The following is a 13,445-nucleotide window of genomic DNA, read 5'->3' as shown; positions in this document are numbered from 1 at the left end:
TCAAGGCGAAACGCCGTTTGCTTGACTTCTACTGAAGCAAAGCGATAGCCCGCAGCATTAGCAGCCGGCTGACCAATCAGTTCGAAGAAAACGGAAGGTGATGTTTGAAAGAGCGAGTAGAAGAGCGAGTCGGTTTTCACTGTGTAGAACTAGCAGGACAGCCCGCATCCTATCGTACGAATGGACTGTGGAGAAGGCGGAGAGGTTGAAAGCGTAAGCGTAACGTTAGCGATCGCATTCCCCAATCGCTTCCATCTCCCTACAGGAAAAGCAGCGCAGGATCAGAAACAGGAATCAAGCTTTCATGACGAGCAATCTAGTCGTCATCATCGCTTTGGAAGTAAGAGCTACAGCAATGTCCTTTAAAAAGAAAAAGTCGGGCTGAAGTCCTCGTTAGAGAAGCTCCAACCCGAGCCGTGCTCAAGGAGCACACGCGAGTCTACAGGATGTTTTGATAATGGCTCACCTGATTTCTAGAGACCATAGGGAAAAGTTCAGTTAAATTCAGGTGTTCTCCAAAGTTCCGTGCTTGCACGTATGTGTGGTTCCAACAAGCTACAGTCTTGGTGAATAGTCAGCAGCCCTCAATGCATAAGGCACCAAGGGCTGCTGAATGTAGCGGAATCTGTAGATCGCGACGTGTCTAAGCACAGTCATGCAACCATAATGGCTCAGGTGAAAACCCAGAGACAAGCTTTTCGGGCAGGTTCATCAAAAAAGAGACAAACTTGTAACAGTATGAAGCTGCGCTGATTCTACATTCGCTTTCTCAAGCACTTCCCTCAAGCCCATTGAAATATTCAGGCATGCCTTGCTCAATGCACCCAATATGGCCAGCAGACATCACTTGGATTTTGCTATGTTTCTAGGCTTAATTGACTTGCAGTTGTGTCATCCCAACTATGGACATGAAGAGAAGTTAACGTCCTATGGGTTTTTGCGTAAGTCAAGGTTAGTTTCGAGTGAACTAAAGGCAATCTGAGCCTTGACCAAGAAAGATCAGCAAGATTCAGCTCTACATGGACGACTTTCGTAAACAGATCACCACTGCGATCGCTCACTGCCTCAGTTGGAACAGCGACCATACATCGGATGAAGTTACTCAGGTTCTAAACGCTGCGAGCGCTGATCTCCATGATCCCTTCAAGACGTTCGAGACAGCGGCTGACCTGAAGAAATTTACAGAGAAGTATCCTCTGCTGTGGAATTCCCGGATTGGACTTGTCTATGGCGGGGCTACCAAAATTAAGCAGTACGTCTTTGAATCTGCTGACCTGCAGGAAATCCGTGGAGCGTCTGCTCTGCTGGATCGCATTAATCTAGTTGACCTACCCGCATTTTTTCATGCAGAGACTGAGGCAGACAGCGATCGCTTTTCTCAGTGTCGTGAGGCTGCGGTCTATTGCAGACGAATTCGCAGTAGCTGGCTACACCATCATTTCCCTACCTTAGAAAATGCGTTAACCCCTGAAATGGTGATCTACTCCACTGGGGGCAACATCCTGGCGTTTTGTCCAACAGATTTAGTAGATGATTTAACGAATGCTATTGAGAAGCGCTACATCACCGAAACACTAACGGCCAACGCCTGCGCCGTTGGGGCTAAATTTGCTCCCTTAGAGATTTACTTAGGGCGGCTGAATCGCTCTATCGAAGACACGCTTTGGCTTGATCAGCTTGAGCCGTATGTAAACAACCCTGCCTTCCGAGCCTATTTCGGCCTGTTGAAAGAAACTAACGAACAAGGACAAAGCGTTGAAGCTCTGACTCCTGAAGAAGCTTTTGGACAGCGCAAGGGATTTAGCGAATTGGTAGGAAAATTAGCGAATCAGTTTAACCAGCGGCGTAGCGGCTACGATACCCCAGACCGAACCACCAGCCGCCGCTACCCACCCATGTTTGAAACCCATCCTTATTTAATGCGGGATGGCAGCGATCGGCGCTCTTTAGTCCTAGAACTAACTCCAGCAAGCGTTCTAGAAATGAATCCTGAGCAATCAGACGACAAACTCAAAGTCGAGGAAATTCTGCCTGACAATCCTAAATTCTCTGAGCCATCAGCTCGTAAACGCTGGATTGGGCAAGTAACTAAGCGAGAAAACTCACGTTGGCGAGCCTGGTATCGGAAAACGGAACTGCTTGAGAAATGGAATCCTATTCAGGTATTGGATGACGAAGCCCAAGCACGAGGCATTGAATTCAGAACAGAACAACAAAAACGTATACGGGAGGACTTGTTCAAGGTTGGACTTTCGAGCTGGGTGAACAAGTTTGAACAGTTCTTGTTTGATCACGAAATCATTGATATCTACGATCCTTCCCCCAGAAAAATTTTCACCGATTCTCAGTCTCTCAATACTGAACGTCCTGATATTCAAAACCACTACACCCGAGAAACGCGATCGCTTACCGAAATTGGCTCTGCCAGCAACGGCTATGTAGCCTATATCTACGCCGACGGCAACAATATGGGTGCCTACATTCGCGATCAAATCAAAACGCCAGAACACTACCAACAATTCAGTCAGGACGTGTTTGAAGCGACAGAAAAGTCTGTTTATTGGGCTTTAGCGCATTGTGTCAAACCGCATCGCTACACCCCAGATGCTAAGTCTTCGCGAGATAATAAAGCTCCTGTGTGGATTCATCCGTTTGAAATAATCGCGATCGGTGGTGACGATGTGCTGCTAATCGTACCTGCAAATATGGCTTTAGAAGTTGCCCAAAAGATTGGTGAGAAATTCGAGACAATTTTACAAGGTAAAACCGACGAAGATGTCAATGGCAATAAACGTCAGCGATATGGAATTAATCCTGCTGATCAAAAAGATGCTAGTTCCTGTCATCGATACAGGAAAGAAACGGCTCCTCAATCGAAATGCTGTTTAAGTATCTCCAGCGGAGTTCTGATTACAGCTGTCAACACCCCAATTTATTACGCCGATAAGCTCGTTTCACAACTGCTCAAATCGGCTAAGAAAAAGGCAAAAGATTTACGTGAGAACGGACATTTTGGTGGCACGGTCGATTTCTTGACGTTGAAGGCTGTCACGATGATTTCGTCCAATGTTGAGTCCTTCCGAAATGAGGGATTAACGGTGCACTTCTCAGAAAGAAATCAGGAGCTGAAGCTTTACGCTGCTCCTTATACTTTGCATGAACTAGGCGGGTTGATTAAAACAGTGAGAGTCGTGAAAGAATCGGGCTTTCCACGATCGCAGCTCTACCAAATCCGCAGCCTGCTAGAGCAAGGCAAACGCACAGCAATCTTGAACTATCGCTATTTCCGCGTTCGATTGGGCAAAAAAGAACAGCGCCTTTTAGAAAGGGATTTTGAGGCAGCCTGGTGTGAAGCCGAAACCAACCAAGGGAATTTAGCCCCTTGGCTAACGGCCATCCGCAAAAACAGCCAAACCACTTACGAAACTTTGTGGCGAGAACTGGTCGAACTTTATGAGTTCATTCAGGTTTCCGAAGATATACAGGACTCTCCAGAAGCCCCTCAATCACTTCAGGGTGAGGAGGCATCATCATGATTCAACTCAGCAATTTAATTGATGCCTCCATTCAAACTAATCAGATAGAAGATATTCCACTTACAGCCGTCATCGATACGGCCCTCTGTGTGGGTGCGGGCGGTTCCTCCGGATCACAAGCTGATAAACCCCTTCTCAAAACCGCCAACGGTCGACTCGTGATTCCCGCTTCACAGCTTAAAGGTCGCCTACGTCATGAGTGCGAAAAGCTCACCCGAGCATTGCACTTTCCCACCTGCGAATCGCCCGTTGCGCAAACCATGTGCCCTCAAATTGGACTGACTGACTCCGCATTCAGCCGAGACGCTTACGACGTTGGTAAAAGTTTTGCCGATGGTCGTAAGCAACATCACTGTTTGATTTGCCAGATGTTTGGCAACCCAGCTCTACCCGCTCGTATTCAATTCAGCGATCTAGTCTGTGTTGAACCACCTGAAAACACTCCCGAAGTTTTGCGTCCCGGCGTCACCATCAACCGTCGTCGTCGCACCGCCGAAGAAAAGAAGCTCTATTTCTTAGAAACCTCGCCCGCCAATGCCCAGTTAAGGTTTACAGGTAGCATCACGCTGGAGCCAGGATCGCCTAACTTTACCAAGTTACTGCTGATTGCAGGACTCAAACACATCCACGCACTAGGCGGTAGCAAATCCACCGGACTCGGCTGGCTACATTGGGACTCGCCCCTTTTCAATCATCCCATCGAGCAAACCGCTTGGGACTCGTTACAGCAGCCAGCAAGTGATGCTGCGCCTTCCGCAACAGAGGAGGCATCATGAAACGTATTGACCTCACCATCACCGCTCAAGCACCCCTCGCCATTGGGCAACGCAAACCTGGCGGCTCCGTCAGCGAAGCGATGGACTACATTCCCGGTAGTGTGATTCGAGGCGCGATCGCGGGCAAACTCTTGCAGCATGGTACGCCAGAAACCGGAGATGATTTTCATAGACTATTTATTGAAGAAGAGGCTGCGATTTTTCAGAATGCGTATCCAGCGATCGCTAAGCTTGGCGAAGATAACTACACGGTCAGTCCCGGCGAAATCCGTGTTTTGCCTGCCACGGCGCTAAGTTCAAAAACCGATAGTGGCTTCAAAAAGAGTCCAAATGATGGAAGATCAGGTGTCTTTGACTCTCTTATCGATAGTTACTGTGCAAGAGAACATGGCTTGTTCTATGAACCTAATGATTTAAAGGGCGATCGCGTAGAACCCTTCGGTGGTTTTTATAGCTATTACGAAGATGATGAGACTCAAAGAGACAAACCCTGGACTCGATACGTTTCTCATTCCGTCAGCAAGCGGTTGCTCACACGGGTCGGCATCAACCGCCGACGCGCCACTGCCCAAGACGAAATCCTCTACAGCTTGGAAGTTTTGAATGAGACTCAAGGAAAAGCGAAGCGCCAGTCCACCGTTTATCGCAGCTCCATCCTTGTGAATGACGATAATCTGGCGGAGGAGTTATGTGCATTTATTGGGCAGGAACGCGATCGCTTTCGACTAGGGGGTGCAGCTTCCCGTGGGCTAGGCAAAGTCGAGGTATCCGTCAAGCTAGAAGATGTTGCTGATTCCACCACTAACGTGGAACGACGAATTTATCAATTTAATCATCGACTCAAGGATGATCGCTGGCAGCAGTGGAGTCAGTTTGCCTCTGGTGCTTCCTCAATCGCAGACAAAACCTTCTTTTCGATCAGTCTAGAGTCCGACGCTATCTTGACTGAAAACTGGCGACGCACATTTGTCCTCTCTGCGGAAATACTAAGTCGACTCGCCGAACTTCCTGAGAGCAAAGTCACGCTCGAAATGGCCTACAGCAGCTATGACTATCGCTCTGGCTGGAACGCCGCTTGGGGATTGCCGAAAGATGTAGAACTTATAACAAAGATGGGAAGTGTTTTTCTGTTTAACATTCCAGAAGTTGAACAGGATAACTGGATAAAAAAATTGGCTAATTTGGAGTCGCAAGGTGTGGGCGATCGCACTAGCGAAGGCTTTGGTCAAATTAAAGTATGCGATGAGTTTCATCGGATCATGCGGGAGGAGCCAGTGTGAATAAAACTATTAGTCCAGAACACGAACTCGAAATTCAACGAGGCATTCGCCAGGCTGAAGATGCTTTGGTGATTGCAGTTGAAGATGCCTTAAATACCTGTGAATACCCTACATCGGGTCGCGACAAGTTGGAAGAGTCGCAGTTTCGCAATTTAGTGAGAGTTGCTGATAGTACCGAAAGCCCAGAAGTCGTGAAAAATTTCATTCGCTATCAGGTGGGAAGAGAGCGAAAGTGGGGACGAGGTGAGAAATCTCTGGCCGAACGCATTATTCAAGACATTGACAGCAGATTGAATACATCAGCTCAAGAAATTGTCAAAGCGGCTCAGGAGACAGACGAGAAAAAGCGGGTATGGATGGAACTGATTCGCCGTTACTTAGGTTACGGGGCACGTCATCTCAGATATTTGAATTCAAATAGTGAGGGATAGACGCCATGTTTGATGTGTTCAAAAATCGATTAGAAATCACAGGGACTCTCACAACAGTGACCGCTTTGAGAATTAGCCAGGGGCGATCGCTCGAACCTATCGGATCTGATTTGCCTGTGGTGAAAGATGCTTTAGGTAAACCGCTGATTCCCGGATCGAGTTTCAAGGGAGCCATGCGATCGCGCCTCGAAGCTTTTCTGCGCGGCATTTTAGGAAATGATCCAATTTTTACTGAAAACCCGGAGCTTTTGAGGAAGGTCGTAGCTAATCCTTCAAATGAGACTGAATGGGCTTTGACTGCTGCTGAAGCTAAGATTTTGAAGAATATGTCTTTCAATGAGATTGCTAGATTGTGCTGGATTAATGACCTCAAACAAGAGAATCAAACGTCTTGTGACGAAGATTGGAAACGATTTTTGACCCTTCCTCTCGTTCGACTAACTAAGATCATTCAATTCAAGAGTGACGTAGAAGCAGGGAGGCCACTTCCACCTTCTGATCGGCTTGAATTTCCTGAAGATTTGGTACACATCAACAAATTTCCAGAATCTCAAGACCTTGAAGAACTTAAACAACAATACGAATCGTTTGACTCAGCTCTGACTAAAGCGATCTCTAATGAGACTGATTTAGCTTCAATATTGTTCGGTTCACCTTGGATATCCAGCAAGTTCCAGGTACGCGATCTCACAGTATTGCCAGATACCTGGTTTGGTCAGTATCAGGAACGAGACGGCGTTGCAATTGATCGCGACACCGAAACAGCTACCGATGGCAAACTCTATGACTTTCAAGTCGTTCCCGGCAATACTCCCTTCCAGTTTCATGCTGTCGCCGAAAATGTAGAAAATTGGGAACTCGGTTTGCTGATGATTGGACTACACCAGTTTGAAAGTGAGCAAATTCCTTTGGGAGGCGGGCGATCGCGGGGTTTAGGCATCGTCAAACTGCACCTTGATGAAATGATTTGGATTTGTCCAAGTAATCCTGAAGAACTGATCGAATATTTACAAAATATCACTCAAGATCGGTTCCAGCCGTATGTCAAAACCAACCAAGAAATTCAGGCGTTGAAAACGCATTGGACGACTGCTCTCGTTAACTATCTACGCCAACAAAACTCCAACAATAGGATGACTGTTGAAGAAGGTAGTCCTACGTGAGTCCTTAGATAGATAGTTGTAAACATAACTCTAGAATGGGGATAAGCAACGATGGCCTTCAGTCAATACAAAAGCTTGGGTGAAACTGTTCAAGAATTTCAAATCACCTACACCGAGGCAGATTTCATTTCGGAGGTTCCCTTTTCTGTCTCGGACTACTTCAGAGAAGACCTCAGCTTAATGATGCGAGAAGCTGTGGTGGATAATTCTGAGGCTGCTATCTGCGAGAATTTAGTGTATCCCATTCTTAAGGAAGTCTGGAAGAACTATCGTCAGAAATTTCTGATATGGAGTCAAAAATCTCTGAACTGTAGCGCTGACTTATCAGGATTTCCAGAATATATTTTGGCTCGGCGATCGCCCCTTGGAAAGGTCGTTTTTGACAAGCCTTATTTCGTACTTGTAGAAGCTAAGCTTGATGATTTTGATGCGGGCTGGGGACAGTGCTTAGCCGAAATGATTGCTGCTGAACGATTAAATGATGGCCTCGATATCACTGTTTTTGGCATTGTCTCAAATGGCGACGTTTGGCAATTCGGCAAACTTAACAAAACAACTTTCACCCAAAATTCAACCTTCTATACTATTCAAGAGCTTGACCGTTTATTCGCAGTTGTCAACTATGTTTTCCGACAATGCGAAATCCAGCTAGATGCAAGAGTTCCAGCGCCCGCCTAACCACATCAAGATAACGAATCAACGTATGCACAAACGATTTGTGAATCACTGCACCATTGATCTCAGCATTATTCCCCAAGGGCCGGTATTGGTTAAATCGGGAAAAGAGGGTGCTGATCCCACCAAACCTGACATGGAGTTTGTTGAGACTTACCATGCGGGTGGACGCTCAATCTACTTTCCGGGTAGTTCTCTGAAGGGCGCATTACGTGCCCATGCTGAGCGCATCGTTAGAACTCTTGGTAGCGAGCGACTTCCATCAAAGTTGCTTGAGTTAGATCCAAAAGATGATCCTAAAATACCTCTCTGGGCAACGGATCCGCTGGATCGAAAAAGCTACACCTATCTAGAAAAGCAAACCGATACTCAGAAAATTTATCGATGGTCATCGTTCACTGATCAATTGTTTGGCAGTGTCGCGATCGCCAGTCGCCTTCGCATTGAAGACGCCTACCCTGATCCTGAGAAGCCCAAACCTCGACTAGAAGAACGCAATGGTGTCGCCATTGACCGGGTATTTGGTTCGGTTGCCGTCGGCCCGTTCAACTATCAGGTCTGCACCGAGGGCGAATTTCGCACCAAAATTCACCTCAAGAATTTCACGCTAGAGCAGCTTGGGCTGCTAGGACTGGTTCTGCGCGATCTTGACGATGGCTGGTTTGGTTTAGGGTTTGCCAAGTCACGGGGGATGGGTTTAGTTGCCGTCAAGTTCAATGATGCCAGAGTTGACTATCCCAGCTGTGTTGTCCGAGAAGAGCAGATTGTCACTCTAGGCAGCAATACTCGGTGGCCTGCGATCGCACTAAAGGGAGCCGGAGCCTTTCTACCTAATGACGAACGCCAAAATTATGGCTTTCCCCCTAATGATGTTCATACGCTTCGGGAATATAACGAAGAAAAAAGTCCCCTCCTCGAAAAGATGCAGTACGGGTTAGGGGTGCGACTCTGTTGGCCAGAAGGTGAGGTGGAGAAGCTCTTTGAAGCCGCCGTAAGTGCTTGGAGCCAGCGGTTGGAGGCACCGGCACGATGACCCAAGCCACTGCTACAAGTCAAATCGAATCCCTAGGCTTTGTGAGCATTCAGAGCAATGACCTCAATCAGGCTGATTTAGAACAGTTGATTCAGCGTTGCCTGACGGGGGATACCTGGTATTGTTTGCGATCGCCCGAAGCTATCACATTCCATGTTGGGCTACCGAAGGCAGGCTTTTTGTCCTCATTAGAGGGACAAGTCTTTAGCCCACATCGAGAGTTGCGGTGGAAACGCCAAGGCGATGAATACACAGTCTTGCTGCTATCTAATACAGAGATTCAGGATCAAGCATTACAGCCGTTGGGTAAAGAGCAGCAATGGTTAATTCGTGACCTCAATGCCAACTTCTATCCGCCGACCGAAACTCGATTCCCGCGAGGGATAACTTATCCAGACGGTCTTGATATCGGCCAGCGATATTTCATTGACTGCAGGACTGGAATTGTGCAGTTTGTAGCATTAAGGGGAATCAAGCGTGGTAAGTAATCGACCCAATCGACCAATCAAGCGATCGGCTCAAATTGCTGAAGGCCCAGAGAAACCCTATGCGCTGGTGCCCTTTCCTCGGCAGCGACCGTCTTTGAAAGCCCCCATTGGCCATCATCGCTATGCCAATAACGGCTATCATGGCACGCTACACCTCACACTGAAGGTACTTACGGCATTGCATGTCTCGACTGGTGTGACAGCACTTGGCAGTGATGTGGGCAGTCGGGTACCGCTGATCAAAACGATGGTGCAGGGCAAAGATCAGCAATTGCTCATTCAGGGTAGTTCGCTCAAAGGATGTATCCGCTCTATTTATGAAGCGATTACCAACAGCACGCTAGCCGTCATTTCCAGTCGCTATCGTCAAAAAATGCCGAAAGAGCGACTGCCCTGTCGCAGCAAGGAAAGCCTCTGCCCAGCCAGTCAGGTATTTGGTGCTTTAGATTGGCAAGGGCTGGTTCACTTCACCGATGCCACTTGCGAATCCGCTAAGTCTGTTACTGGATTCATGCCTTCTCTCTACCGCCCTCGTCCAGAAGAGCGGGACGCCTATTTTAATCGAGGACGAGCAGCGGGCCGCAAATTTTATCGCCATGCCGTGAAAGCAGTAGACGGAGGAGCTCGCGGTATCCCTGTTCAGCAGGCGGGAACCGAATTCACCTTTAAGACGGCAATCCATTTCAGAAATCTGACAGAAGCTCAGTTAGGAACGCTATTGATTGCGCTTGGGCAAGATTCTAAGTATCCGATGGCCTTGAAACTAGGAGGTGGAAAGCCTGTCGGCATGGGTACGGTTCAAATCTCGATTCCTGAACTGGAGGTGACCCAAAACGTGCGAGAACGCTACACCAGCTATACTCCTCCAACTGCTGAAACCTTAAGCAGGGAAGCCGTCACCCAATTCATTCAGGAAAAGACTCAGGCTGCTAAAACCAGCAAGCTGGTAGAGCTACCCCAATTGGAGGCTCTGGCTAGGATCTTGCAATGGCCCACTGTTTGGACTGCACCGGAGGGAATGTACTGATGCTGTCCACTGATGAACTCACCGATGCTCAATGGCAAATTGCGGATGCGATCGCGCGTCAACTAGTGATCGAAGGAACGGATGTGAATGAGCTGCGGAAGGCGGCGACTTATTTGCGCGATCAGCAAGATGAAGCGGGAGCAGGCAAGAAGTTTTTTGATTATTTGAAAACTTTGGTACGGCACGGGAATGCGATCGGGCACAGCAAACGCACCCTAGGTTACTACCAGAGCTTGGATGCAGTTTGCAGCCAGTACCTTAGCAGCTACCAAGAGGATGCCCCACGAATGCTCTACATCCTGAGCTGGGCCGCTCGTCTGGTGCTGTATTACGACAAGGGTGTCCCCACGGGCGAAATCGCACAGCCAACCGTTCAGTCAGAGCGCGAAGCTGAAATTCAGGCAGTCACTCAGGCTAACAAGTTTGAAGTCGGCCAAGAGCTGGAGGCAACAGTCACCACTATCAAGGGCAACAAAGTAACCTACGAAATTTTGGGAAGCATCAAGCTCACTCAGAAAGAGCCCAAATTAGCTAGTAAGCTACGCTTGGGTCAAAATATTAATGTGAGAATTGAAAATTTGCGTAATGGCAATTCTATCAAAAAAATAAAAACGATCTACTAGAAAACAACCCTGTTCTTGACTTAGAAATACATGCAGCTTATCATCTCGGGAAACCCCAACCTTGGCCCCATTTTCAATGTAGTTTACCTAGCTAACAAACACTATTCCAATCAAATAAGTAAAGTACTTTTTATTGACAACATCTCTCCTGCTCGTGAAATTGACGGGAAAATTATTAAACAAGGTTCGCTTTTCGACCATGAAGGAAATCCTGTCGAGAGCGAACGTAATGAAATCATAAGAACATACATTAAAGGTATTGCGATTGAATCGATTGTTCTAGATAAAAGTGGTTTTCATAAGGAAGTTCCTAGAATTCTGAGTGAGCAACTTAAAATATATGATCGCTCGCAAATCGTAATTGACTTAACCAATGGCGACAAATTTATTTCGAGCACCTTGTACGCCTCTGCAAGTTTATCTCAAATAGAGAACTTATTCTTCTTGATTGTTAATCGCAACAAATTCGAGTCAATGCCAGAGCATTTATCTGAGAGTGACTATAAAATTGAAGTAATCTCTCCACTAGTCAACCTTGAAAAAATTGGAAAATACACTTTCTTTGAAATTTTTTATTACAAGGACAAAGTTGCAGATCTAGTGGCAAGATTAAAAAACATAGAATTTGAAAGCAGCTTCTTAAGGAATCAGCTTGCTTTACAGCTTGAAAGCTGTATAGACAGCTATTTCCTTGAGCAGTATTCTGATTCGATATCGAAAATTGCTCAAATAATTGAGGAAGTTTCTCTCGAACTACCTAATAGAATCAAAAGAAAAGCAGCTGGAGATATTCAAGTGAAATCTCCAAAGAACTTCGAGGAGTCCATAAATTGGCTCAAAGTTAACTTTTGCGATCCACTCAGAGGAAAAAAGAATAAAGGATTATTACCATATCAAGAGCAGTTGAAGGAATTACAGGCCCTTGACAAACTAATAGACCTTATTAGGGTTCATAGAAACCTTAGCTCTCATGCTTATGACTGTCTTAGAGGAGAAAATGAAGCGAGATTAGTCATTAATAGTTCACTATATATACTTGACAAAATCAATTTATCTGAAGTCTTTTCTAAATGAAGTACATTGGTATTGACGGAGATGATGTAGGGGCAAAACTAGAACTTTTTCTGCTGCAAAACGATGAAAGAAAAATTGCAGAATTTAGCCGGAGCGTAGAGAATACTGTTCGAAGGCTAGAAAGCCAGGCCAGAGAGTTAGATTTAGAAGTCATCTTTTGTGCTGGCGATAGTCTCCTTTGTAAGGGACAGGAACAAGCTTTAGGAAAATTAATAAGAATACTCAATTTTCAGCAAGAATCACTCAGCTTTTCCGCTGGAATAGGTAACACAATAAAAGACGCGTATATAGCTCTCAAGTATGCAAAAGCATCTGGGAAAAATATGATCATCAATCTAGATGCAGGTATTTACGCTCTTTGGGTTGAGAACGATTAGAAAAGGTAGCCTATGCAACATTTTGAATGCCATAACACTCTGACACTAACAAGTCGAAGTAGTAAATCCCTCTACTTACTAGTCAAAAACCTAGCGTCGTCATCAGTATCTTGATACGTAAAGTTGTCTGAATTCATGTACTAGGCTGAATAGAGATGACCCAGTGAGGAGGCTACATGATTGAAACCATAGAAGCCCAGCGATCGCTCATCATCACCGAGCGAATTGGGTAGCGAATTGGGTTTTGTCGCAATATTTTTAATTCCGAGTTCCGCATTTTGCCTTAATACGTTTATTGGAAGATTTGGCCTAACGGACAAGCAAACTTGGGCAGCAATGGTGATGTTAGCTGGTCACTGTTTTGTAACGTCATCACCAGGGTCAATAGTGCTTCTTTCCGACGATAAGCCTGCACCTGCTGCAAATTCTTATTGACAATCCAGTATTCTTGAACACCTTGCTGAGAGTAAAGTTTGAGCTTGAGTTGTTTGTCTCGTCGTTCATTTTTTTCCCCAGGAGATAACACTTCAACTACCAGTTCAGGTGCGCCTGTGAGATGTTCGGCTTCATCTAGCAATAGGTCTAATCGTTCAGTACTGGCCCACACCACATCAGGAATGACGTTATCTTCATCGGTGAAAATAATACCGGGATTAATAGCCGCCTCGCCAAAACCATTGAATTGGCACCAAGCATCTAAAGCGCTGAAAATCCGACCAGTCAGTTTTTGATGACTCCAGGAGGGGGCACGGGTCGCAATGAGTTCTCCGTCGATAATTTCGTAGCGCTTGTCGTTGTCGGGAAAAAGGGTAAGGTCGGCGGCTCAGTACAGGACAAAAAGCTTGAAAAGAAGGTAAGGGTGGGGTTTCATCAGAATTACCACAACTCTTGAGAAACCCCATGACTGACTATAGCGAATTGAGAAAGACGCTCCAAGAACATCTTGACTGGCACGGGGCGCG

General features: G+C 46.3%; 14 protein-coding genes. 12 read left to right on the top strand and 2 right to left on the bottom strand.

All coding sequences use genetic code 11. The annotated features are described in order from the left end of the window. Positions 1-140, bottom strand: a 140-nt coding sequence (locus tag PN498_RS12395; protein WP_272061233.1) for a DUF2887 domain-containing protein, incomplete at its 3' end; no start/stop codon positions are given. 879 nt (positions 141-1,019) lie between these two features. On the opposite strand from PN498_RS12395, the gene cas10 reads away from it, so the two are divergent. From cas10 to PN498_RS12335, 12 genes are read left to right on the top strand one after another with little or no spacing between them, the layout of a single operon-like run. Next, entirely contained in the window at positions 1,020-3,536 is a 2,517-nt protein-coding gene (gene cas10 / locus PN498_RS12390) for a type III-B CRISPR-associated protein Cas10/Cmr2 (RefSeq protein ID WP_272063114.1), read from the top strand. Then, positions 3,533-4,312, top strand: coding sequence for an RAMP superfamily CRISPR-associated protein (locus PN498_RS12385; protein ID WP_272063113.1), 780 nt, complete (start codon positions 3,533-3,535; stop codon positions 4,310-4,312). Before cas10 ends, PN498_RS12385 begins: the two co-directional genes overlap by 4 nt. Then, positions 4,309-5,592: a type III-D CRISPR-associated RAMP protein Csx10 gene (gene csx10 / locus PN498_RS12380; protein ID WP_272063112.1), complete on the top strand. Its 1,284-nt coding sequence runs from the start codon at positions 4,309-4,311 to the stop codon at positions 5,590-5,592. The genes PN498_RS12385 and csx10 overlap by 4 nt, the downstream gene beginning before the upstream one ends. Beyond that, a complete protein-coding gene (locus PN498_RS12375; protein WP_272063111.1) occupies positions 5,589-6,023 on the top strand; it encodes a hypothetical protein in 435 nt (144 codons plus the stop codon). Before csx10 ends, PN498_RS12375 begins: the two co-directional genes overlap by 4 nt. 5 nt (positions 6,024-6,028) lie before the next feature. Then, the gene (gene csx7, locus PN498_RS12370; protein ID WP_272063110.1) at positions 6,029-7,186 is read left to right on the top strand and encodes a type III CRISPR-associated RAMP protein Csx7; all 1,158 of its coding nucleotides are present in this window, start codon (positions 6,029-6,031) and stop codon (positions 7,184-7,186) included. A 51-nt stretch (positions 7,187-7,237) separates the two neighbouring features. Continuing rightward, positions 7,238-7,864 (top strand): hypothetical protein, encoded by a 627-nt coding sequence (locus PN498_RS12365; protein ID WP_272063109.1) that lies wholly within the window; start codon positions 7,238-7,240, stop codon positions 7,862-7,864. Between the two features lie 25 nt (positions 7,865-7,889). Continuing rightward, positions 7,890-8,894, top strand: a complete 1,005-nt coding sequence (locus PN498_RS12360) for an RAMP superfamily CRISPR-associated protein (protein WP_272063108.1) — start codon at positions 7,890-7,892, stop codon at positions 8,892-8,894. Next, on the top strand, positions 8,891-9,382 hold the full coding sequence (locus PN498_RS12355; protein WP_272063106.1) for a hypothetical protein: 492 nt from the start codon (positions 8,891-8,893) through the stop codon (positions 9,380-9,382). The genes PN498_RS12360 and PN498_RS12355 overlap by 4 nt, the downstream gene beginning before the upstream one ends. Next, a complete protein-coding gene (locus PN498_RS12350; protein ID WP_272063105.1) occupies positions 9,372-10,409 on the top strand; it encodes an RAMP superfamily CRISPR-associated protein in 1,038 nt (345 codons plus the stop codon). The genes PN498_RS12355 and PN498_RS12350 overlap by 11 nt, the downstream gene beginning before the upstream one ends. Continuing rightward, positions 10,409-11,032, top strand: a complete 624-nt coding sequence (locus tag PN498_RS12345) for a hypothetical protein (RefSeq protein ID WP_272063104.1) — start codon at positions 10,409-10,411, stop codon at positions 11,030-11,032. The genes PN498_RS12350 and PN498_RS12345 overlap by 1 nt, the downstream gene beginning before the upstream one ends. Positions 11,033-11,062: 30 nt before the next feature. Further along, on the top strand, positions 11,063-12,106 hold the full coding sequence (locus PN498_RS12340) for a hypothetical protein (RefSeq protein ID WP_272063103.1): 1,044 nt from the start codon (positions 11,063-11,065) through the stop codon (positions 12,104-12,106). Then, entirely contained in the window at positions 12,103-12,483 is a 381-nt protein-coding gene (locus tag PN498_RS12335; protein WP_272063102.1) for a mCpol domain-containing protein, read from the top strand. The genes PN498_RS12340 and PN498_RS12335 overlap by 4 nt, the downstream gene beginning before the upstream one ends. 292 nt (positions 12,484-12,775) lie before the next feature. Here PN498_RS12335 and PN498_RS12330 read toward each other — a convergent pair whose 3' ends face one another. Further along, positions 12,776-13,261, bottom strand: a complete 486-nt coding sequence (locus tag PN498_RS12330; protein WP_442951418.1) for a Uma2 family endonuclease — start codon at positions 13,259-13,261, stop codon at positions 12,776-12,778. Positions 13,262-13,445 lie beyond the last annotated feature (184 nt).

Source organism: Oscillatoria sp. CS-180, from assembly GCF_028330965.1.
Taxonomy (GTDB): domain Bacteria; phylum Cyanobacteriota; class Cyanobacteriia; order Phormidesmidales; family Phormidesmidaceae; genus Halomicronema.
Note: the sequence above shows the minus strand (reverse complement) of the source record. Positions and strands in the feature narration are given on the sequence as shown.